This window comes from Pandoraea horticolens (assembly GCF_902459555.1).
Taxonomy (GTDB): domain Bacteria; phylum Pseudomonadota; class Gammaproteobacteria; order Burkholderiales; family Burkholderiaceae; genus Pandoraea; species Pandoraea horticolens.
The window spans coordinates 158,903-177,638 of the sequence record NZ_CABPSM010000001.1 but is presented as its reverse complement, the minus strand read 5'-3'; the positions used below and the strand labels follow the sequence as shown (position 1 = coordinate 177,638).

18 protein-coding genes and 1 pseudogene are annotated in these 18,736 nt (G+C 63.7%); 15 read left to right on the top strand and 4 right to left on the bottom strand.

Annotated features, from left to right (window positions below; all coding sequences use genetic code 11):
• Window positions 1–624 precede the first annotated feature (624 nt).
• The 3 genes from PHO31112_RS00825 (at window position 625) to PHO31112_RS00815 (ending at window position 3,117) form a co-directional block, all read left to right on the top strand.
• Window positions 625–1,506 (top strand): ferritin family protein, encoded by an 882-nt coding sequence (locus PHO31112_RS00825; RefSeq protein ID WP_010804704.1) that lies wholly within the window; start codon window positions 625–627, stop codon window positions 1,504–1,506.
• A gap of 103 nt (window positions 1,507–1,609) precedes the next feature.
• Window positions 1,610–2,113, top strand: a complete 504-nt coding sequence (gene rfaE2, locus PHO31112_RS00820; RefSeq protein WP_150618747.1) for a D-glycero-beta-D-manno-heptose 1-phosphate adenylyltransferase — start codon at window positions 1,610–1,612, stop codon at window positions 2,111–2,113.
• A complete protein-coding gene (locus tag PHO31112_RS00815; protein WP_150618746.1) occupies window positions 2,110–3,117 on the top strand; it encodes an asparaginase in 1,008 nt (335 codons plus the stop codon). Before rfaE2 ends, PHO31112_RS00815 begins: the two co-directional genes overlap by 4 nt.
• A gap of 93 nt (window positions 3,118–3,210) precedes the next feature.
• Here the strand turns inward: PHO31112_RS00815 and PHO31112_RS00810 are convergent, their stop codons facing one another.
• From PHO31112_RS00810 to PHO31112_RS00800, 3 genes and pseudogenes are all read right to left on the bottom strand, one after another.
• Window positions 3,211–4,107, bottom strand: coding sequence for an SPOR domain-containing protein (locus PHO31112_RS00810; RefSeq protein WP_174995446.1), 897 nt, complete (start codon window positions 4,105–4,107; stop codon window positions 3,211–3,213).
• Window positions 4,108–4,198: 91 nt separating this feature from the next.
• Window positions 4,199–5,194 (bottom strand): annotated as a pseudogene (locus PHO31112_RS00805) (type III pantothenate kinase); the annotation flags it as partial.
• The gene (locus PHO31112_RS00800; protein ID WP_174995444.1) at window positions 5,194–6,180 is read right to left on the bottom strand and encodes a biotin--[acetyl-CoA-carboxylase] ligase; all 987 of its coding nucleotides are present in this window, start codon (window positions 6,178–6,180) and stop codon (window positions 5,194–5,196) included. The pseudogene PHO31112_RS00805 and the gene PHO31112_RS00800, both read right to left, overlap by 1 nt.
• Window positions 6,181–6,386: 206 nt before the next feature.
• On the opposite strand from PHO31112_RS00800, the gene PHO31112_RS00795 reads away from it, so the two are divergent.
• The 11 genes from PHO31112_RS00795 to PHO31112_RS00745 all read left to right on the top strand — a co-directional run bounded on the left by PHO31112_RS00795 (window position 6,387) and on the right by PHO31112_RS00745 (window position 17,163).
• The gene (locus tag PHO31112_RS00795; RefSeq protein WP_150618742.1) at window positions 6,387–7,508 is read left to right on the top strand and encodes an MlaE family ABC transporter permease; all 1,122 of its coding nucleotides are present in this window, start codon (window positions 6,387–6,389) and stop codon (window positions 7,506–7,508) included.
• Window positions 7,508–8,446, top strand: a complete 939-nt coding sequence (locus tag PHO31112_RS00790; RefSeq protein WP_246177596.1) for an ABC transporter ATP-binding protein — start codon at window positions 7,508–7,510, stop codon at window positions 8,444–8,446. Before PHO31112_RS00795 ends, PHO31112_RS00790 begins: the two co-directional genes overlap by 1 nt.
• Window positions 8,436–9,395, top strand: coding sequence for an MlaD family protein (locus PHO31112_RS00785; protein WP_150618741.1), 960 nt, complete (start codon window positions 8,436–8,438; stop codon window positions 9,393–9,395). The genes PHO31112_RS00790 and PHO31112_RS00785 overlap by 11 nt, the downstream gene beginning before the upstream one ends.
• 32 nt (window positions 9,396–9,427) lie before the next feature.
• Window positions 9,428–10,258 (top strand): ABC-type transport auxiliary lipoprotein family protein, encoded by an 831-nt coding sequence (locus PHO31112_RS00780; protein ID WP_174995442.1) that lies wholly within the window; start codon window positions 9,428–9,430, stop codon window positions 10,256–10,258.
• A 12-nt stretch (window positions 10,259–10,270) separates the two neighbouring features.
• Window positions 10,271–11,443, top strand: a complete 1,173-nt coding sequence (locus tag PHO31112_RS00775) for a VanZ family protein (RefSeq protein WP_150618739.1) — start codon at window positions 10,271–10,273, stop codon at window positions 11,441–11,443.
• A 198-nt stretch (window positions 11,444–11,641) separates the two neighbouring features.
• Window positions 11,642–13,183 carry an MFS transporter gene (locus tag PHO31112_RS00770; protein ID WP_150618738.1) on the top strand — a complete coding sequence of 514 codons (1,542 nt, stop codon included), beginning with the start codon at window positions 11,642–11,644 and terminating at the stop codon, window positions 13,181–13,183.
• Window positions 13,184–13,360: 177 nt separating this feature from the next.
• Complete coding sequence (locus PHO31112_RS00765) at window positions 13,361–13,690, top strand: (2Fe-2S) ferredoxin domain-containing protein (RefSeq protein ID WP_036663810.1); 330 nt, start codon at window positions 13,361–13,363, stop codon at window positions 13,688–13,690.
• 95 nt (window positions 13,691–13,785) lie between these two features.
• Window positions 13,786–14,415 (top strand): alpha/beta hydrolase, encoded by a 630-nt coding sequence (locus tag PHO31112_RS00760; protein WP_150618737.1) that lies wholly within the window; start codon window positions 13,786–13,788, stop codon window positions 14,413–14,415.
• A 216-nt stretch (window positions 14,416–14,631) separates the two neighbouring features.
• Window positions 14,632–15,855, top strand: a complete 1,224-nt coding sequence (locus PHO31112_RS00755) for a D-alanyl-D-alanine carboxypeptidase family protein (protein ID WP_373323732.1) — start codon at window positions 14,632–14,634, stop codon at window positions 15,853–15,855.
• Between the two features lie 190 nt (window positions 15,856–16,045).
• Window positions 16,046–16,894 carry a D-amino acid aminotransferase gene (locus PHO31112_RS00750; RefSeq protein ID WP_150618736.1) on the top strand — a complete coding sequence of 283 codons (849 nt, stop codon included), beginning with the start codon at window positions 16,046–16,048 and terminating at the stop codon, window positions 16,892–16,894.
• Window positions 16,891–17,163 (top strand): DUF493 family protein, encoded by a 273-nt coding sequence (locus tag PHO31112_RS00745; RefSeq protein ID WP_150618735.1) that lies wholly within the window; start codon window positions 16,891–16,893, stop codon window positions 17,161–17,163. Before PHO31112_RS00750 ends, PHO31112_RS00745 begins: the two co-directional genes overlap by 4 nt.
• A 49-nt stretch (window positions 17,164–17,212) precedes the next feature.
• Here the strand turns inward: PHO31112_RS00745 and PHO31112_RS00740 are convergent, their stop codons facing one another.
• On the bottom strand, window positions 17,213–18,253 hold the full coding sequence (locus PHO31112_RS00740; RefSeq protein ID WP_150618734.1) for a transcriptional regulator GcvA: 1,041 nt from the start codon (window positions 18,251–18,253) through the stop codon (window positions 17,213–17,215).
• Window positions 18,254–18,353: 100 nt separating this feature from the next.
• Between PHO31112_RS00740 and PHO31112_RS00735 the strand changes: the two genes are divergently transcribed.
• The gene (locus PHO31112_RS00735; protein ID WP_150618733.1) at window positions 18,354–18,686 is read left to right on the top strand and encodes a DUF2917 domain-containing protein; all 333 of its coding nucleotides are present in this window, start codon (window positions 18,354–18,356) and stop codon (window positions 18,684–18,686) included.
• Window positions 18,687–18,736: the final 50 nt, after the last annotated feature.

Sequence of the window (18,736 nt, the reverse complement as noted above, 5' to 3'; positions counted from 1 at the left end):
ACAACTTGTTGCGTAATTGCGACTGAGAACTATCCTCAAAGCGAGGGACTGCCATCGGCAATACAGCGCGTCGGCAGACTTGCTTTCACGACTCAGACCGCAAGTACGGAGCGATTACTTTCAGCGTAGACCATCGGACGCCGCCCGCGCAGGCTCGTGGCACAAGGACATACCCTGACGCGCTGCCATTACGTTCGTGCCAGGCCTGTTGCCGGCTAGCGCGATGAGCAGTGCGCAGGGCCTTTGGGTCGCCGAATGATTGCCGGGAAGCTTGTCGCCCCTTGAGCTTAGGCGCTTTGCGTGACAATTTGACGGACGTCAAAATTACGACGCATTACCGTCATGTGGCTGTCAGCGAGGGCGGCTTTGAAAGGCTTTTATGTTATGATTCAAGAGTTTGCCCATATTTTAGTAGGGTCGCTCTAAGCCATATCGCCAACGTGCGGCCAGATAACAGGCGTTAAATCGTCGTCCTTCTGCGGCGGCAGGGTTCAAGACGTGAAGCCGGACGGCGGGGGCCGCCCGCGACACGCTCACCGTTTTGTCTGTCGAAATTCGGCGTAAACTTTCACAATACTATCTTGAGTCCTGGTGTAAGGTCTCGCGACCTTGGGGGTAATTGAAATGAACGAAATGCTGTATCCCGAGCTGTACAAGTCGCTGGAGGCAGTGCGTTGGAACATGGAGAAGGACATTCCGTGGGACAAGTTCGACGCCAGCCAACTCACCGACGATCAGGCGCGCACCATCAAGATGAACGCCATCACGGAATGGGCGGCACTGCCGGCCACCGAGATGTTTCTGCGCGACAACCGTGACGACAGCGATTTCTCCGCGTTCATGAGCGTGTGGTTCTTCGAAGAGCAGAAGCACTCGCTGGTGCTCATGGAATACCTGCGCCGCTTCCGCCCGGACCTCGTGCCGACCGAGGCCGAACTGCACGCCGTGCGTTTCCCGTTCGATCCGGCCCCGCCGCTCGAGACGCTCATGCTGCACTTCTGCGGCGAAATCCGCCTGAACCATTGGTATCGCCGTGCGGCCGAATGGCACACCGAGCCGGTGATCAAAGCTATTTACGAAATCATTTCGCGTGACGAGGCCCGTCATGGCGGCGCTTACCTGCGCTACATGAAGAAGGCGCTGACGAGCTTTGGCGATAACGCGCGTGCCGCGTTCGCCAAGATTGGCGTGTTGATGGCCTCGGCGCGTCGTACCGAAAAGCCGCTGCACCCGACCAACCTGCACGTGAACAAGGATCTCTTCCCGAACGACACGGTGCAGTCGCGTTTGCCGGAACCGGAATGGCTCGAGCACTGGCTTGACGAACAGATCAAGTTCGACGATAGCTGGGAGAAGAAGGTTGTCGAGCGCATTCTGCATAACATGTCGTTGCTGTTCGAGCGCACGTTTGCGACGGCGCAAGACTTGAACCGCTACCGCAAGGAAATCACCAGCCGCCTGGCTGCGGTGACCGCACCGGCACCGGCCGTGGCAACCTCGTCGTAATCCATAGGTAGCATCGCGCATCAGCGGAAAAGGGGCTTCGGCCCCTTTTTTGTTGGCCCGCACGTGGCGTGGGAGAATAGCGCGTCCACTTCGATCGATTGTCATGTCATCTTCCCAAGTCACTTCTCCGGCCGATTTCGAGGCCAAGATTCTCTCGCGTGAAGCCCTTGTGGCGCTGGCGCCGACGCTGCCGCGGCCGCTCGTGTTTACCAACGGTGTATTCGACATCCTGCATCGCGGTCACGTGACGTACCTCGCGCAGGCACGCTCGCTCGGCGCTTGTCTGATCGTCGGTGTGAATACCGATGCGTCGGTGCGCACGCTGGGCAAGGGCGACGACCGTCCGATCAACAACGAAAACGACCGCGCGGCATTGCTCGCGGCGTTGCAAAGCGTCAACTACGTTGTGACGTTCGGCGAGACCACGCCGGAGTCACTGATTGCCGCGCTGCGTCCCGACATTCTTGTCAAAGGCGGCGACTACGACATGGACAAGCTGCCGGAGTCTGCGCTCGTTCGCGGTTGGGGCGGCAAGGCGGTGGCCATTGCGTTCGAGCATCAACGCTCGACCACGACCCTGCTCAAGAAAGTGCGGGCCCAATCATGAGCCTTGCGCCGCTCGTTGAAGTCACTCGTGGCGCCAATGGCATCGACACGGTCGAGTGCGTGCATTACGGTAGCGTCGCGGTTGTCGACGCGCAAGGGCGCTTACGATATGCCGCAGGCGATCCGTCGTTCCTGACGTTCTCGCGCTCCACGCTCAAGCCGTTTCAGGCGCTGCCGTTCGTTGAGGGCGACGGCGTCGGGCACTTCGGACTGACGCAATCCGAGCTTGCGCTGCTTTGTGCGAGCCATTCTGGTGAGACCTTCCACGTCGATGGCGTGAAAAGCCTGTTGAGCAAGGCGGGGTGCGACGAGCATCATTTGCAGTGCGGCTGCCATACGCCGACGTTTTACTCTGCGACGGGCAAGCGCCCGCCGGCCGATCTGAAGCCGACGCCGCTGCACCACAATTGTTCGGGCAAGCATGCGGGCTTTCTCGCGTATTGCGCACAGCACGGGTTGCCGCTCGGCACCTATCTCGACCCGGCGCATCCGCTGCAACAGGCGATTCGTGCGCGCGTTGGAGATGTCGTCGGCGTGAAGGGCGATACGCTGCCGCTGGGCATCGACGGATGCTCTGCACCGAACTACGCGTTGCCGCTCGACAAGTTGGCGGCGGCCTATGCCCGGCTGGCAGCGAGCGACGATGCCGGCCTGTCGACGCTTTTCGCTGCCATGACGCAGCAGCCGGAGATGGTGTCCGGCACGGCACGCAACGATCTCGCCTTCATGCGCATGGCGCCGGGCGACTGGGTGGCGAAGATCGGGGCAGATGGTGTCCAGACGATCGGTGTGCGCTCCGCAGGACTCGGCATCGCGATCAAGGTGGTCGACGGCAATATGCGCGCGCTCTATACGGCGGCGGTTGCCGTGCTCAAGGCACTCGGTCTTGTCGAATCGCCCGAGACGACAGGGCTGGCGCCGTGGGTGTCGCCGGTCATCAAGAACGCGCGCGGCACCCAGACCGGGGTTGTGCGTTCCGTTGTCGAATTGAAGCGCGTCGGGTAAGCCTGTCTCACTGGACGCGGCCCGCCCCGGCCGCGCCGTTCGCTTGGGCCGCTGCGCTTGATTCGGTGGTCTGGCCCAAGGTACCCAGCTCGGTCAGTGAGCGCCTTCGGGCGGGCTGCCGGCCGGCGACGGGCAGGCCCGTACCAACTGTGCCGACCATTGTTGCGTCACCACGCTGCGCACCTGCGTGGCGGCATTCGCATTGATCCCGGCGATCCGGTAGATAATCCGGCTCTTCGCGTTTGCCCGCTCGCTCAATTGCGGCGTGATGCCTTTCTTTTGTGCCGCAGCCATCAGGCGCACCGCACGTTCCCGGTCGTTGAAGAGTCCAAGCGAGACGACGAGATTCGCGCTGTCGTCGTTGAGCAGGAAGTACTCCGTGACGCCCGCCGAGCGCAGTTGCGCCACCTGCTTGTCGGCCGCTGCCTTGTTGGGCACCGGGCTGAGATGCACCCAGTACCGCTTGTCGAGCGCAAGGGACTGCAGGTCGCCCTGTCCTGCCGGCAATGCCGCGAGCAACAGGCCACGTGCTTGCTGCGCGTCGTTGGAGGCGAACGGCCCGATGTCGAGGCAGGCGGTCGCCGCAACGGCGGCCGTTGCTTGCGATGCTGCCGCGTCGCCCGATACCGCGGCGGGTGCCGTGGCGGCAAGGGCCTGGCTGGCCGCCGCTGCCGCCGATGCAGACACAGACGATGCCGAGGCAGGTTGGGCGCTTGTGTCGAGGTGCCCGTCGTCATTCGCGGAGCCAGTGCCGCCGACATTGCTCGCCCTCGCCGCATCGCCCGGCGCATTCGCGCTGACCTCAACACCTGTGAGGCGGATATTTCCGGGCTCGAGTTGCTTTTCGACGCGTGCGGGTTCACGACCGGTGGCGGGCAGTACGTCACGCCATTTCAACCAGCCTAACTGCACCGCGGCGAGCGCCGCGTTCGCCGCCAGGAACATGACAAGCAACAGCGCACGCAACATCTCAGGCACCTCCTCGTACATGTCCGGCATCTCGCGGTGCGGGTACCGGTAAATCGGTCGTGGCAGCGCTCGTTACCCCGGCCTCAGTCGCGTCGGTGCCAGCCGCGCACAACGCCACCTCGTACAAGCCGGCCAGCACCAGTTGGTCGTGTTCGGTAACGGGCAGCGTGAGCGTTTGCGCAAGCGCGTGACGGGCCCCACCCGAGAGTACGCAACGTACCGGGGCACCCAATTGCGCTTGCAACTGCGCGTGGCTGCGCTCGACGAGACCGGCTTGAGCGGCAGCGCAGCCGCGCAGAATGGCTTCGTCCGTGCTGCGAGCGAAGTCTTGTCCGCCGGCGGGCATGGTGGCGTCGAGCGTTGGCAACTGGGCCGTGCCTTGTGCAAGGGACTGAAGCATCAATGCGGGGCCCGGTGCGATCAAACCGCCGAGATAGGTGCCGTCGGCACACAGGGCTTCAACGGTCGTCGCGGTACCCAACGTCACGATGAGCAGATGCTCGCCGGGCCAGGCGGCATGCGCACCGATCAGGCTCGCCCATCGATCGCTGCCAAGTTGCGTGGGCGTGCGATAACCATTGCGAACCCCCGCACGCGACTCGCTGGCGCGCAGGACTTGCAGCCAATCGGCAGATGCCATGCCCCACAGTGTTTGGAGCGTCATGCGAACGGCTTGCTCTGCGGCGTCACCCGCGACATTCGCGAGCCAGACACCGGCGGGTGCGGGGCAAATGAATCCCTCGTCCTGCCCGCCCTGACCAATCGCGAGCGGGGCCGTGTTCGGGGCGAAGTGGGCCTCGCTACCGTTCCCGGCGACCAGCGCTGCCCAGCCTGCACGGATTTGTGTCGCGAGTGTGCGCCATTCGGCGTGGTCCACCGCGCCGCTGGCCAAAAACGACGGCGACGTGGCGCGCCATTCGGCAGGGCGCACGGCCGGCGCCAGTGCCCACTTGATTCGGCTATTTCCGGCATCGACCAGTAGCCACGGCGCGCCATCGGCGCCTCCTGTGCGCCCGGTGCCATTCGTCGTGTGGTTCTGCGTCGCAACTGCCGCAGCTTTTGCCGTACCGGTCGCTTGTGGCGGGGGGGGGCGTCGGGAGGCGGCCATCAGCGGCCTCCTTGGGCGCCCGGCGCCGTGGACGCATCGAGCAATCGCACGGAGACTTCGCCGCTGGCGATGACGCGCTCGCCGGCGTCCGTCGCCACGCGCAGGCAGCCTTGCGAATCGACACCGAGCGCTACACCGTGCAGCAAATCGCGGCCGTGTTCGATGACGCGAATCGATGCCCCGCCATAAGCATGCATGGCCTCCCAATCGTCGCGGAACGCAATGAATCGATGATCGGCAAAACGGTCCAGCATGGCGGCGAGACGCTGCATCAATGCAATGAAGACCGATGACATGTCCGGCGCCGGCAGCACCGATTCGAGCGCGGCCGGCAGCGTGGCCGGGATGCCAGACGTTGCAGCGCCGGCGGCGGCCGCGTTGTCGATGCGCGTGGCGACATCCCCGGCCTGCCGGAGATTGACCCCGATGCCGATCACTACCCCGACGCGTCCCGGACCTGCCGGAACGGTCTCGATCAGAATACCCGCGAGCTTGCCGCCCCGTAGCAGCACGTCGTTGGGCCACTTGAGACCCAGGGCATGGGGCGCTGACAGTGGCAGATCCGATAGGCCCTCTACGACCGCCACCCCCGTGGCAAGCGACAGTCCGGCCAACTCGGCCGGACCGCCCGGCATCACGTACGCCAGCGAGAACGTGAGACTGTTGCCCGGCACGCTTTGCCAGGCCCGGCCGCGCTGCCCGCGTCCTGCTGTTTGTTGCATCGCGGCGCGTACCACGGGCGCGCATGAGGCATTTTCGCGAAGTCGTGCGAGAAGGTCGAGATTCGTGGAGCCGGTGGTATCCACGACTTCGACCTGCCAGTGACGGCAAGCGGCAACCAGGCGCAAGCGAATCCGGTCGCCATCGAGCGAGCGCGACACGGTGTCGCACAATGGCTCGCCACCCGGGCCGGACGGGCGCTCGGGCGAGCCCGCAGCCGTGGCGGTAAGGGCGGTGTTGGGCAAGGAAGATGCGGCGTTATTCATGGCTGCTATTGTAGCGGCGAGGCCGGCGCTGCGCCGGTCTGGGCGGCATCGATCCTTGTTATTCGGCATCGTCCGAGACGTAAGTCAGCCGATTCCGGCGCGTTTTCAGCCTGTGGCGGGTTGCTATCGACTGGTCACGCCTGTACCGTACAATGACCCCGCTTTGCCGGATTCCGCCAGCTTTTTTTGCCAGGAGATCGTCTGTTTTGAACCTCGATGCCGTGCCCACTCTGGAGCTGACCACCTCGTCGCAAGGGCCGGTGGTCATGCTGCGCGGCCTGTGGACAGCACTGGCGATTTCGCAGCGCAAGAAGACGCTGCTGGGTCTCGTGCGAGCGTTGCCTCAGGGTGAACTGGCGTGGGACCTGACCTGTGTCGAGCGGCTCGATCACGTTGGTGCGCAAGCCCTGTGGCGCTACTGGCAACGTCGGTACCCCGAACATATCGCGCTGACGCCGACACAACGCGCGCTGTTCGATCACCTTGCCGAATTCGATCGCTCGCGACAAAGCCCGGTGCCCACGCGTCGGGTCGATCCGATCAGCCGTCTGGGGTACTCGCTGTTCACGCTGGGCGAGCATTTGCGCGACGGCATTACGATGTTCGGCCGCTTTGTGATCGACCTTGGCCGTGTCATTCGCCATCCGGTGCGTGCGCCGTGGCTGGAGATGTCCGCCAATATATACAGCGCCGGGACCAGGGCGCTCGGCATCACGGCGCTGGTCGCGTTCCTGATCGGCATTGTGCTGTCCTACCTGTCTGCCCAGCAACTGAAGCTGTACGGGGCGAGTACGTTCATCGTGAACATCCTCGGTCTCGCGGTGATACGCGAACTCGGGCCGGTGCTTTCCGCCATTCTCGTGGCGGGGCGCTCGGGATCGGCCATTACCGCCCAGTTGGGCGTGATGCGTGTGAACGAAGAACTCGACGCGATGCGTGTGATGGATATTCCACACGGGCTGCGGCTCGTGCTGCCGAAGGTCATCGCGCTGGCCATCGCCATGCCGCTGCTCGTCATGTGGACGAATATCGTCGCATTGCTCGGTGGCGCGCTCGCTGCGAAGTACGAACTGGGCATCGGCCTGCATTACTTCTTCACAACGCTGCCTAACGCGGTGAACATTGCCAACCTGTGGATCGGGTTGGGGAAAGGTGTCGTCTTCGGCATGTTGATTGCTCTCGTGGCCTGTCACTTCGGCATGCGCGTCAAGCCCAACACACAGAGTCTAGGAGAGGGCACGACGCAATCGGTCGTGACATCGATCACCATCGTGATCCTCGCGGACGCCGTCTTTGCGATTCTGTTCCGTAACGTGGGGATCGGCTAATGCGCGAGTCTACGGTCCCCGATCCGTCCACTACGCCGGCGACCCCGGCGTCGCCAGCGCTCGGCAGCGACGCGCGCTCAGGCGCCACCGCCGGCTGTCCGCCGATATCGTCGACGCTGCCCGGTGACGCCGAGCCGGTGATCGAAGTGCGCGATCTCACCAAGCGGTACGGTACCCACACGATTCACGAGCATCTGGATCTCACCGTGCGGCAAAGCGAGATCATCGCGCTCGTCGGCGGTTCCGGTTCGGGCAAGACGACACTCATCCGGCAGATCATCGGGCTGGAGGCACCCACGAGCGGCCACATCAGCGTCTTCGGTCACGACATCACGATGATCGACCGGAACACCGCGCACTTGTTGCGTCGCCGCTCGGGCATGCTGTTTCAGCGCGGCGCGCTGTTCTCCGCGCTGACGGTGTTCGACAACATTGCGCAACCGCTGCGTGAACTGCACACGCTCTCGGAAGATCTGATTCGCGATGTCGTGATGTACAAGCTCGACATGGTCGGGCTGTCGGGACGCATGGCGAATCGTATGCCGGCTGAACTATCGGGCGGCATGATCAAGCGCGTGGGGATTGCGCGGGCGATCGCGCTGGAGCCGGAACTCCTCTTTCTCGATGAGCCCACGGCCGGGCTCGACCCGCAGGCGTCGGACGAATTCGTGGACATGATTCGTGGCCTGCACCGCTCGCTCGGCCTGACCGTCGTGATGGTCACGCACGATCTGGATACGGTGATGATGCTCGCCACACGTGTGGCCGTGCTGGCCGACCGCAAGGTGCTGGTCAACGCACCGGTGGAAGACGCGGTATGTGTCGATCACCCGTTTATCCGCAGTTTCTTCCTCGGTGAGCGCGGCAGACGCGCGTTGCTGGCCCTGCCCGCGGCGCGGCGCACCAAGATTTCGGAGTTACTCGACGATGGAAAATAAATCGCACGCCTTCATGGCGGGCCTCTTCACACTGGCGTTGCTCGCCGCCATTGCCGCTGCGGTGTACTGGTTCAATCGCGATAATCGCGTTCGCGTGCCCTACGATCTAGTCTCACGCACCAATGTGACCGGCCTGAATCCCGAATCCGCAGTGCGGTATCGCGGACTCAGCGTGGGCAAGGTGGATTCGATCAAGTTCGATCCGCGCACGCCCGGTCAGATTCTGATTCGCATTCTCGTGAACCAAGGCACGCCGATGACCAAGTCGACGTTCGCCACGCTGAACTATCAGGGTGTGACGGGGCTGGCCTTCGTGCAACTGGACGACGATGGGGACGACCGCACGCTATTGCCGTCGTCTGCGGCGCACGTTGCGCAATTGCAGTTGCGTCCGAGCTTCATCGATGAACTGCAACGGCGCGGCAACAATCTGGTGCAGCAGTTGGAGGAGGCGTCGTCGTCGGTCAATGAACTGCTCTCGCCCGACAACCAGCGTGCCATTCTGGATTCGATCAACAGCGTGAAGACTGCGGCGCAAAGCGTGAATCGCGTGGCGCAGCAACTTGAACCAGTGACAAAGGAACTGCCCGACACCGTGCGCGAACTCAACGGCACGCTCGCCGGCACGCATCGTCTGACGAATCAACTGTCCGATCCGCAAGGGCCGCTGATCCGCAATCTAGATAGCGTGGGACGTGCGGCCGACCAGGCCACGTCGAGTCTGGCGGCATTCCAGGCAACGATGCAGACGTTCGAAGGTTCGCTGCAACAAGAGGCGCTGCCGCGTCTGAACACGCTGTCGGACGATCTGCGCTCAACGACGCAGGCCGTCGGGCAGGCCGCCGAGACAATCAATCGCAATCCGCGCGCACTGCTGTTCGGTACGTCGCCGCCGCCACCCGGTCCGGGTGAGGCTGGCTTTTCGTGGCCGGGCAAGGCAGGTCAATGATGCGCGACACTGTCATGCAAGGGGATATCGAGATGACTGAGCCAATCGGCGCGATCCGGGCAACCGAGGCACCCGCCGCAACGGGACCGAGCAGACGTGACGCCCGCCGGCTGCGCACGCTGACCACCTGGCTGCTTTATGCCGGGACGGCCGCGTTGATGGCCGGATGTGCCATCTCGACGCCGTCGGCCTCGCTGACGCGCTTCGATCTCGGCCCGCCGACGATGCCCGCCATGTCGGCTACCGCCAATGCAACCAATGCAGCCAATGCAACCAACGTTACGGCGCCCGCATCGGACATCACGGCCGCGGGGGCATCGCGCATGTCGCCGCTGAAAGTGGTGGTCAACGCGCCGAGCTGGCTCGACGCCGACGTGATCTATTACCGTATGCCCGCCAGCGATGGCGATCAGGCCCGCGTGTATGCGAACAGCCGATGGCTGGCGCCGCCCTCGCGGCTCTTCGGCGATCGTCTGCGCGCAGCCTTGTCGGTCGACCGGCCGGTACTGGCGGCCGGCGACCCGACCGCCGCGCCCGCCCTGCGCGTGGAACTCGAAGAGTTCGCGCAATACTTCGACAGCACGTCGGCGAGCCACGGTGTGGTGCAAGTGCGCGCTACACTGTTCGACGGATCGAAACTGCTCGCGCAAACGACGCTCCGTGCACAGGCCCCCGCTGCGAGTGCGGACGCCGCAGGCGGCGCGCGTGCGCTCGCCATCGCCAGCGACGCCGTGCAAACCCAACTGATCCAGTGGCTCGCCGGACGTGTGCCCGCCGCGCCAGCAACGACACGTGCGCCGGCCCAGTCGCGGGCATTGCCTGCTGCCTCGTCGGCATCGGGTGCCACCGCGCCAGCGCGATAGCGCACACCGCCGATGCCTGAGCCGGATGTCAAACCCTGGCAACGACGCGCCTCGCCGCTCATGCGTCAGGCGCTGATTTGCCTGATTCTGCTGATCGCTTACGCGAGCCTGTACCCGTTTGAGTTCCAGCGCGCGGCCGTCGGACCGTTCGACTACCTGTTCGCGCCGCTACCCCGCTGGATGACGATGTTCGATGTCGTCACCAACGTGCTGGGCTATATCCCGCTCGGCATGTTGACGGTATTGGCGCTGCACCCCGCGTGGCGCGGTACGCGCGCCGTGCTCGCGGCATTTCTGCTCGGCACGATGCTCTCGTGTGGCATGGAGGCTTTGCAGACGTATATACCGACACGTGTGGCGTCGAACGTCGATCTGGCAACGAACGCCCTCGGCGCCCTCATCGGTGCCGCCATTGCGGTGCCGCTCACGAGTCCGCTGCTCGATCGCGGATGGCTGCGGCATCTGCGCTTCGCGTGGTTCGAACGGCACGCAAGTTTGCTGCTCGTGTTGCTGGCGTTATGGCCGTGGGCGCAGGCCTATCCGCAGCAGTTTCTCTTCGGCGACGGCGATCTCGTCCGGCAAATCTGGCTCTGGCAGGACCCGGACGTGACCGATCTGGTGCTCGACTGGGTACCGCGACTCGGACAGTTGCAAGACTACCTTTCCGAACTCGATGCCGTTGCCAGTCATGCCTTGTGGGAGGCGGTCGTGAGCGCCAGCGGCACCATTCTGGCCGGGCTGCTCGCCACGCTCGCGATGCGTCGCTCGGCGCCGCACGTGCCGTTGTTGTGCGCGATGTTCGTCAGCGCGTTTGCGATCAAGGCCATCGCGTCGGCGTGGCAGTTCTCGTCGGCGCAGGCGTTCGACTGGGTGACGGCCGGAGCCATCTACGGCGTGACCGCCGGCGCCCTTGTCCTGCTCGTCGCCGGACGTGGGCCGCGCGCGCTGCGCGGTGCCGTCGCATTGGCGGCGCTTGTCGTGCTGCTCGTCTTCGTCAATCTCCTGCCCGCGAACCCGTACTACGAAGCAGCGCTTCAGTCGTGGCGTCAAGGCCGCTACGTGCACTTCAACGTATTGGCGCGCTGGCTTGCCTGGACGTGGCCGTACCTCGTGCTGATCTATCTGCTCGCGATGTTCGATCCGAGTCATCGCGGCCCCGCCCGCAACGTCGGGAATCAGCGCTGAGCCCCGTCCCGCCTGGATAAGCGGCGAGACAGGGTGGTGGATTGTTTCCAAATCGGCAATAGCGTATTGGCCGCCAACCCATTGGTGGGGCGGTCCGTCAATCCTAAACTCTCCTGTAAGGCACGCTGGCTCTCGGTGTGTCTCGACCGCCCGGCATCTTCAGGCAGATCCCGGGCGTTTTTCATTGGTGAGACGGCGATGAGTACCTGGGGATTGATGTTTGCGCACAAGACACGACAGCGAGTGCTGATGGCCGTGATCTCCGCTATCACGGGCATCGAAATGTTGGAGAACGGCATGTTCGTGTTCGCGTCGTCTCATATCGCGGGCGGCGTCGGTGCCGCACCCGAGGAGTACGCATTCGTCTCCACGCTCTACGCCGTGGCCGGGATTCTCGTCATTCTGAAGCAGCGCTGGCTGGCCGCGCGTCTTGGGTATCGCACTTTCCTCACGGGCGCGCTCACGCTCATGGCGTCCGGGGCGTGGTTGTGCGGTATGGCCCGCACGCCGGCCGAACTTGCCGTCGCGCGCTTCGTGCTTGGTCTGGGGGCCGGGTCGCTGTTCACCGCCAGCCGTATTCTCATCAACCTGTGCTTCGCGCCCGAATTACGGCTGCGGGCGTTGCTCTTTTTCACCTACGGCTTTTTCGGCGGACAGATCTCTGCACCGTTGCTGGCGAGCTATCTCGTCGATCATTTCCTGTGGTCGTCCGTGTTCTTCTCTATCGTGCCGATCGCGCTTGCCGGCGCACTTGCCGCGTGGCTCGTGATCCCCGACTTTCGCGGGCGTTTGCGCGACGAGGGCGAGTTCGAGATGCGCGGCATCGTGTTCTTTGCCGCTGGCATGTTGTTCGTCGAAGTGATGATGCAGCGCTCACGTTTCGACTTCTTCTCCAATCCGCTGCATCTGCTCGAACTGTGTCTGGTCGGCGCGACCTGCGCTATCGGCTACATGTGGCATCAATATTCGCACCACAAGCCGCTGATCGATTTTCGTGTGCTGGTGCGTAATCCCGTCTATGTGCTGGGGCTGGGCGGTTACGCCGTCTATTACTTTTTCTCCTATTCGACGTCGTATCTGTTCCCGATCTACATGCAACAGGGGCTGAACTGGAGTGTCGAGCACACGGGCTATCTGCAAGCGGTGGCGTCGGTGACGAGTCTTGTCGTGGCTGTGATGTACACGATGGCGCGTCCGAAGTTCGTGCGGCTAAAACCCTTCGTGTTGCTGGGTTATCTGTGTCTGCTTGGCTATGCCTTCCTGCTCTCGCAAACCTATCCGGGTGTGTCGAGCCAGTGGTTGATCCTGCCGATGGTGCTGAGTGGGCTGGGCGGTGTGTTCGCCATGGTGCCGATTGCGGAACTGACGTTTCGCGGCATGGACGAATATGTGTTCCAGCACGGCTATCAGTCGAAGAACATCGTGCGTCAGTTGGTGAGTTCCATGTCGGTGTCGGTCATGGCCGTGCTGATGCAGGATCGGCAAGCCGTCTTCACGCATCAGCTCACGCCGTCGATGACGCCGCTCAATCCGGCTTACAACGCAGCGGTGTCGCAGGTGCAGCAGGCGTTCGGGGCGAGCGTCGATGCGACGACCGCGTCGCATATGGCGTCGGCGTGGGTCGGCAGTCTGGCGTCGCAACAGGCGCTCGTGCTGGCGTGCGTGAACGTGTTCTTCGGCTTCGCGTGTATGGCCGCATTCTGTGCCGTCTTCATGGCATTGCAGCGACGTCTGCGCTGACCGGTCTTCGGGTGAGCCCGGCCTGCCGCCTGGCGCACCTCGTTCTGTCCCGGATTCCGTATTTCCTCATGCCTGCCGTGCGGCACGCCGGGCCCGCACGGTTCGCACGCCCGCAACTGCCGGGCAGGTCGGTTAGAATGGCCCGCAACACGTTGCCACTCCCCCAAAAGCACCGATATGGCCACCCAGTCGCAGTACTACCAGCATCACGTGTTTTTCTGCCTGAATCAGCGCGAACCTGGCGCGGACCGTCCTTGCTGCGCGAACTGCAACGCGCAGGCGATGCAGGAGTATGCAAAGCAGAAGGTCAAGCAACTCGGCCTCGCGGGTCCCGGCAAGGTGAGAGTGAACAAGGCCGGGTGCCTCGATCGCTGCGAGCAAGGGCCTGTCGTGGTGATCTATCCCGAAGGGACCTGGTACACGTATATCGACGAAACCGATATCGACGAGATCGTCGAGAAGCATCTGGCGCAAGGCGAGATCGTCGAGCGTCTGCTGATCGACTGATTCCGCAGGCCGCTTCATCGATTCACTGATTTACCGTTTCGCTGCCCTGCGGGCCGCACTTTTTTGCGCTGCCGCACCTCAGCCCAACATCGCTCATGAACGCTCAGACTGAACGCTTCACCATCGACGGCCCGGTCGGCGCCATCGAAATCGCCATCGACCGCCCGGCCGGCGAGTCGCGCGGCATCACGCTCGTGGCCCATCCGCACCCGCTTTTCGGCGGCACGCTCGACAACAAGGTTGCGCAAACGCTCGCCCGTGCATTCGTCCAGCTTGGCTACGCCGTGGTGCGTCCGAACTTCCGCGGCGTCGGCAAGTCGGCGGGCGAGCACGACAAGGGCATCGGCGAGCGCGACGACCTGCTCGCCGTGATCGATTGGATGCGTCGGCAACCGGGCTGGGAAACGTTGCCGCTCGCCCTCGCGGGGTTCTCGTTCGGCACGTTCGTGGTCTCGCATGTGGCAAAGACACTGGAAGCGGCGGGTACGCCCGCGCAGCGTCTGGTGTTCGTGGGCACGGCGGCGAGTAACTGGGACGTGGCGACAGTGCCGGCCGACACGCTCGTCATTCACGGCGAAATGGACGACACCGTGCCGCTGCAATCGGTGCTGGACTGGGCGCGTCCGCAGACGCTGCCGGTGGTTGTCATTCCCGGTGGCGAACACTTCTTTCACGGCTTGTTACCCCTGCTGAAACAGATCGTGGTCGACGCGTGGCGTCATTGACACACCCGGCGCGAATTTCTGCCGATTTCGGCGGCGCCGGGCCGCCGCGTTGGGGGCGTGAAATCGCGACGGGTATAATTCGCATCTGAACCATGTCGTGCCGTGCCGGGTCTATGTCCCGGACAGACATGACACCGGCGCTACGGTGCCGCTGTCTTCTTCGCCGTGCCGCGCGTTTGTCGAAACGTCGGTTGCACGACGCTTCTTCAAGCGCAGATGCCCCTGAGTCTCACATCGTTTTCCTCTTCGCCAATGACATTCAACGCTTCGCTGTCCCGTGCCGCCGCTGCCGCGGCGCTCGTCGCTTGCGGCTCGCTTGCTGCACTTCCCGCCCGTGCTCAACAGATTCCGCCCCCGCCGATGACGGCCAAGGCGTGGACCATCGTCGACGTCACCAGCGGTCAGGTGCTTGCCGCCGGTGACCCCGATGCGCGCGTGGAGCCGGCTTCGCTCACGAAGATCATGACGTCGTACCTGATCTTCGAAGCCTTGCGCGACAAGCGCATTTCGATGGATCAGACCGTCATTCCGGGCGAGTCGGTTCGCAAGGTGGGGCGCGACGAATCGCGCACGTTCATCGAAGCCGGCAAGCCGGTCTCGGTGCACGATCTCGTCTACGGCATGATTATCCAGTCGGGTAACGACGCCTCCATCGCGCTGGCCGAACTCGTGGGCGGCTCGCAGCCGGGCTTCGTCGAGCTGATGAACCGCGCGGCGCAGCGTATGGGTCTGAAGAACACCCATTACACGAACGTCGACGGTCTGACCGACCCGCAGCACTACACGACGGTGGCCGACATCGCCGCGCTGTCGACCCATATGATTCAAGACTTCCCCGAGTACTACAAGATCTACTCGGAGAAGAGCTTCACGTACAACAACATCCGTCAGCCGAACCGTAATCGTCTGCTGTATCTCGACCCCACGGTCGATGGTCTGAAGACCGGCCACACGAAGGAAGCAGGTTACTGCCTCGTGTCGACGGCGTCGCGCCCGCTGCCGGGCACGCCGGGCGTGAACCGCCGGGTGCTGTCGGTGGTCGTGGGCGAGCCGACCGAGCGTGCCCGCGTGCAGGACAGCCTCTCGGCCCTGAACTACGGTTACCAGAACTTCGACACGCTGCGCGTGTACGGGGCGAATCAGGTCGTGGCCACGCCCAAGGTGTGGAAGGGCAAGGAAAGCGAGCTGAAGATCGGCGTGAAGAAGGACACCTTCATCACCGTGCCGAAGGGCATGGCCGACAAGATCAAGCCGCAGCTCGAACTGCGCGAGCCGCTGATCGCCCCGCTGGCCAACGGTGCCCCGGTCGGCACCGTCAAGGTTATGGCCGACGGCAAGCAACTGGCCGAATTCCCGGTCGTCGCACTCGCCGACGTGCCGCAGGCCAGCTTCATCGGCCGTGCATGGGACGCCCTGCGCCTGATGTTCGTGAAGAAGTAACGATTGGCTGCGACGTCCCGCTTGCGGGACGTTCGCCGGTAATACGCGTAGGATTGCGGTAGGTATTGGCTCGGCGTCGAACCGGCGTCCGGTCGGCAGGCTCGCGTTGCGGGGTCTGCTGCAACATAAAGGCGCGCCCGGTGGGCGCGTTTTTTCCTTTCGTCGCGCATCTGGCGCGCACCTTGCAAACATGGATAACCCCACCGTCTGGCTCAATGGCGACCTGATTCCGCTCAGCGACGCGAAAATCTCCGTACTCGATCGCGGTTTCCTCTTCGGCGACGGCATTTACGAAGTCGTGCCCGTCTATCACGGCAAGCCGTTCCGTCTCGCGCAGCATCTTGCTCGCCTCGAGCGCAGTCTCGCCGAGATTCGCATCGAAAATCCGTACACGCGCGCCGAATGGGAAGCGCTTTTCGCACGCCTGTCGGCTACCTGTCCGGCCGACCCGCACAGCATCTACGTGCAGGTCACGCGTGGCGTGGCGCCGCGCCAGCACACGTTCCCGAAGGGCATCACGCCTACGGTGTTCGGTATCGCGACGCCGCTCACGCTGCCGAACCGCGAGAAGGTGGAGCACGGGGTGGGCGCGGTCACGCATGAAGATCGCCGCTGGCTGAACTGCCACATCAAGTCGACCTCGCTGCTGGGCAACGTGTTGATGGCGCAATACGCCGCCGATCACGACGTTCAGGAGACTATCCAGTTCCGTGACGGCAATCTGACCGAGGCGTCGTCGAGCAACGTGTGGGTCATCAAGGGCGGTGAAATGTTCGCACCGCCGCGCGATAATCGAATTCTCGAAGGCATTCGTTACGGTGTGCTCGAAAGTCTCGCGCAGGAATGCGGCATTGCGTTCCATGAGCGCGTGGTGAGCGAAGCGGAAGTCCGCAATGCCGACGAACTGCTCATCACGTCGGCCACGAAGGAAGTGCTGGCGGTCGTCACGCTCGACGGCAAACCGGTGGGCGACGGCAAGCCGGGCCCCGTCTTCCGCGCGCTGTATGCGGCCTATCAACGTGCCAAGGAGGCACTATGACGACGGAAAAGAAGGAAAGCCTGCTCGAGTTTCCGTGCGATTTCCCCATCAAGGTGATGGGGGCCACGCAGGACGGATTTGCCGACGCCATCGTGGCGCTGCTGCAGGAGTTCGACGCGGAATTCGACGCGGCGACGGTGGAAATGCGGCCGTCCAGCTCGGGCAAGTATCTCGGGCTGACCGTCACGGTGCGCGCTCACTCGAAGGCGCACCTCGACGATATCTATTGTGCGTTGACCGGCCACCCGATGGTCAAGGTCGTGCTGTAAGCCGGGTGTCCGGCAAGTGGGGCGGGTGCGAGCGCACGCGCTTCACGCCTCAGGCGTGCGTCGGTGCACCGTCGTCGGCCGGCAACGCAGGGCTCAGTCCCAACTGTGCGTCCGTCGTCATCTCGCCCGCCGTAGCGGCCATGCCGGCCGCCAGCGCTGCGGGACTTGGCTGCGCCGGGCGGCGCTGCATGTGCTTCACCGACTCGAACGCCGTCAATTCCTTCAGAAACCACGTTCTGAACGCCTGAACGCGCTGCGTTTCCAGCACTGCGGGCGGACATACGAAGTAGTAATCCCATTCGCATGGCGTGTCGACGTCAGACAGCCGGACGAGGCGTCCGGCCATGATGTCGCCCACGGCCAGCGAGCGTCGCACGAGCGCCACGCCCTGGCCGACGATGGCCGCCTGCGACAACATTCCCGAATCTCCGTACATCATGCCTTGCGTTGGTTCAGGCAGATCGAAGCCGGCGGCCGCGAACCACGGTGCCCACGGCTCACCCTCCGAGCGTAGCAACGTGCTTCGACGGAATTCCTCCGCCGTCTGTGGAAGGTTCCCATGGTTGTAGGATGGACTGCACGCAGGAAAGTACACGTCGTCGAGCACTTTCTCGATGTGCAGCCCAGGCCAGTTGCCTTTGCCCATGCGAAGGGCGATGTCCACGTCGTCGCGCTCGAAGTCGATGAGCTGGGCGCTGCACCGCAATTCCACTTCCAGTTCGGGATGCCGGTCGATGAAGCGGCCGATGCGCGGTGTGAGCCACCGGCTCGCAAACGACGGCATGGTAGTCAGTACCAGACGCCGTTCGCTGCGCGTGCCCGCTTGCAACTTGCGCGTCGCCTGGGCGATGTCGCCGAGGGCGCTGCGGATCGAGGCGGCGTACTGCCGTCCCGCCGGCGTAATGCTGATGCGCTTGCCGTTGCGGGCGAAGAGCGTCGTGCCCAGCTCTTGCTCCAGGGCGCGGATCTGATGGCTGATGGCGCCGTGCGTGACGAATAACTCCTCCGCCGCACGCGAGAAGCTCTCCAGGCGGGCAGCCGCCTCGAAGGCGCGCAGGGCACTCAGGTTAGGAAGTCTCCGAAGATCCATGTGAGCTTTATTCGCAAGGCCGTGAAAATATGTCGTTTGGTATAGCGCTTGCCAGTCCCTATGATTCAGTCATTGTCTCGCACTGAGTGGGGGTCGTAAAATGCAAAACAATTTAACAAAGGTGCAGTACTTCTACGGTATCCGTCCGGGCGAAGTGATCACCCTCGACTTGCACCACGAGCATACGCTTGTTGCCCGCGGCTCGGCAGTCTGGGTGACGCGCGCAGGCGATCCGCGTGATTACTGGCTGATGCCGGGCCAACGACTTGCCGTCGAGCCGGGACGCCGTCACTGGGTGTCGTCCGACAACATGGCGGAAGCCGAACTGGAGCGCGAAGTCAGCCGTCGATTCCCGCTGACCCGAGTGCTGGGCAAGTGGCTTGCCGGCCGCCGGGCGGCCCGCGAAGCGAACTCCTGCACCGCCGCCGCCTGATAAACACCTGGTCGTGGGGCCATCGATAGCACGCGCTCTCTGGCAGCGAA

Excerpts from the sequence above, each read along its gene's own strand:
- PHO31112_RS00775 (WP_150618739.1), top strand. The coding sequence starts at position 10,271 with ATGCCTGAGCCGGATGTCAAACCCTGGCAACGACGCGCCTCGCCGCTC.
- PHO31112_RS00740 (WP_150618734.1), bottom strand. The coding sequence starts at position 18,253 with ATGGATCTTCGGAGACTTCCTAACCTGAGTGCCCTGCGCGCCTTCGAG.
- PHO31112_RS00815 (WP_150618746.1), top strand. The coding sequence starts at position 2,110 with ATGAGCCTTGCGCCGCTCGTTGAAGTCACTCGTGGCGCCAATGGCATC.
- PHO31112_RS00800 (WP_174995444.1), bottom strand. The coding sequence starts at position 6,180 with ATGAATAACGCCGCATCTTCCTTGCCCAACACCGCCCTTACCGCCACG.
- PHO31112_RS00765 (WP_036663810.1), top strand. The coding sequence starts at position 13,361 with ATGGCCACCCAGTCGCAGTACTACCAGCATCACGTGTTTTTCTGCCTG.
- PHO31112_RS00735 (WP_150618733.1), top strand. The coding sequence starts at position 18,354 with ATGCAAAACAATTTAACAAAGGTGCAGTACTTCTACGGTATCCGTCCG.
- PHO31112_RS00825 (WP_010804704.1), top strand. The coding sequence starts at position 625 with ATGAACGAAATGCTGTATCCCGAGCTGTACAAGTCGCTGGAGGCAGTG.
- PHO31112_RS00785 (WP_150618741.1), top strand. The coding sequence starts at position 8,436 with ATGGAAAATAAATCGCACGCCTTCATGGCGGGCCTCTTCACACTGGCG.
- PHO31112_RS00810 (WP_174995446.1), bottom strand. The coding sequence starts at position 4,107 with ATGTACGAGGAGGTGCCTGAGATGTTGCGTGCGCTGTTGCTTGTCATG.
- PHO31112_RS00790 (WP_246177596.1), top strand. The coding sequence starts at position 7,508 with ATGCGCGAGTCTACGGTCCCCGATCCGTCCACTACGCCGGCGACCCCG.
- PHO31112_RS00760 (WP_150618737.1), top strand. The coding sequence starts at position 13,786 with ATGAACGCTCAGACTGAACGCTTCACCATCGACGGCCCGGTCGGCGCC.
- PHO31112_RS00770 (WP_150618738.1), top strand. The coding sequence starts at position 11,642 with ATGAGTACCTGGGGATTGATGTTTGCGCACAAGACACGACAGCGAGTG.
- rfaE2 (WP_150618747.1), top strand. The coding sequence starts at position 1,610 with ATGTCATCTTCCCAAGTCACTTCTCCGGCCGATTTCGAGGCCAAGATT.
- PHO31112_RS00750 (WP_150618736.1), top strand. The coding sequence starts at position 16,046 with ATGGATAACCCCACCGTCTGGCTCAATGGCGACCTGATTCCGCTCAGC.
- PHO31112_RS00780 (WP_174995442.1), top strand. The coding sequence starts at position 9,428 with ATGACTGAGCCAATCGGCGCGATCCGGGCAACCGAGGCACCCGCCGCA.
- PHO31112_RS00745 (WP_150618735.1), top strand. The coding sequence starts at position 16,891 with ATGACGACGGAAAAGAAGGAAAGCCTGCTCGAGTTTCCGTGCGATTTC.
- PHO31112_RS00755 (WP_373323732.1), top strand. The coding sequence starts at position 14,632 with ATGCCCCTGAGTCTCACATCGTTTTCCTCTTCGCCAATGACATTCAAC.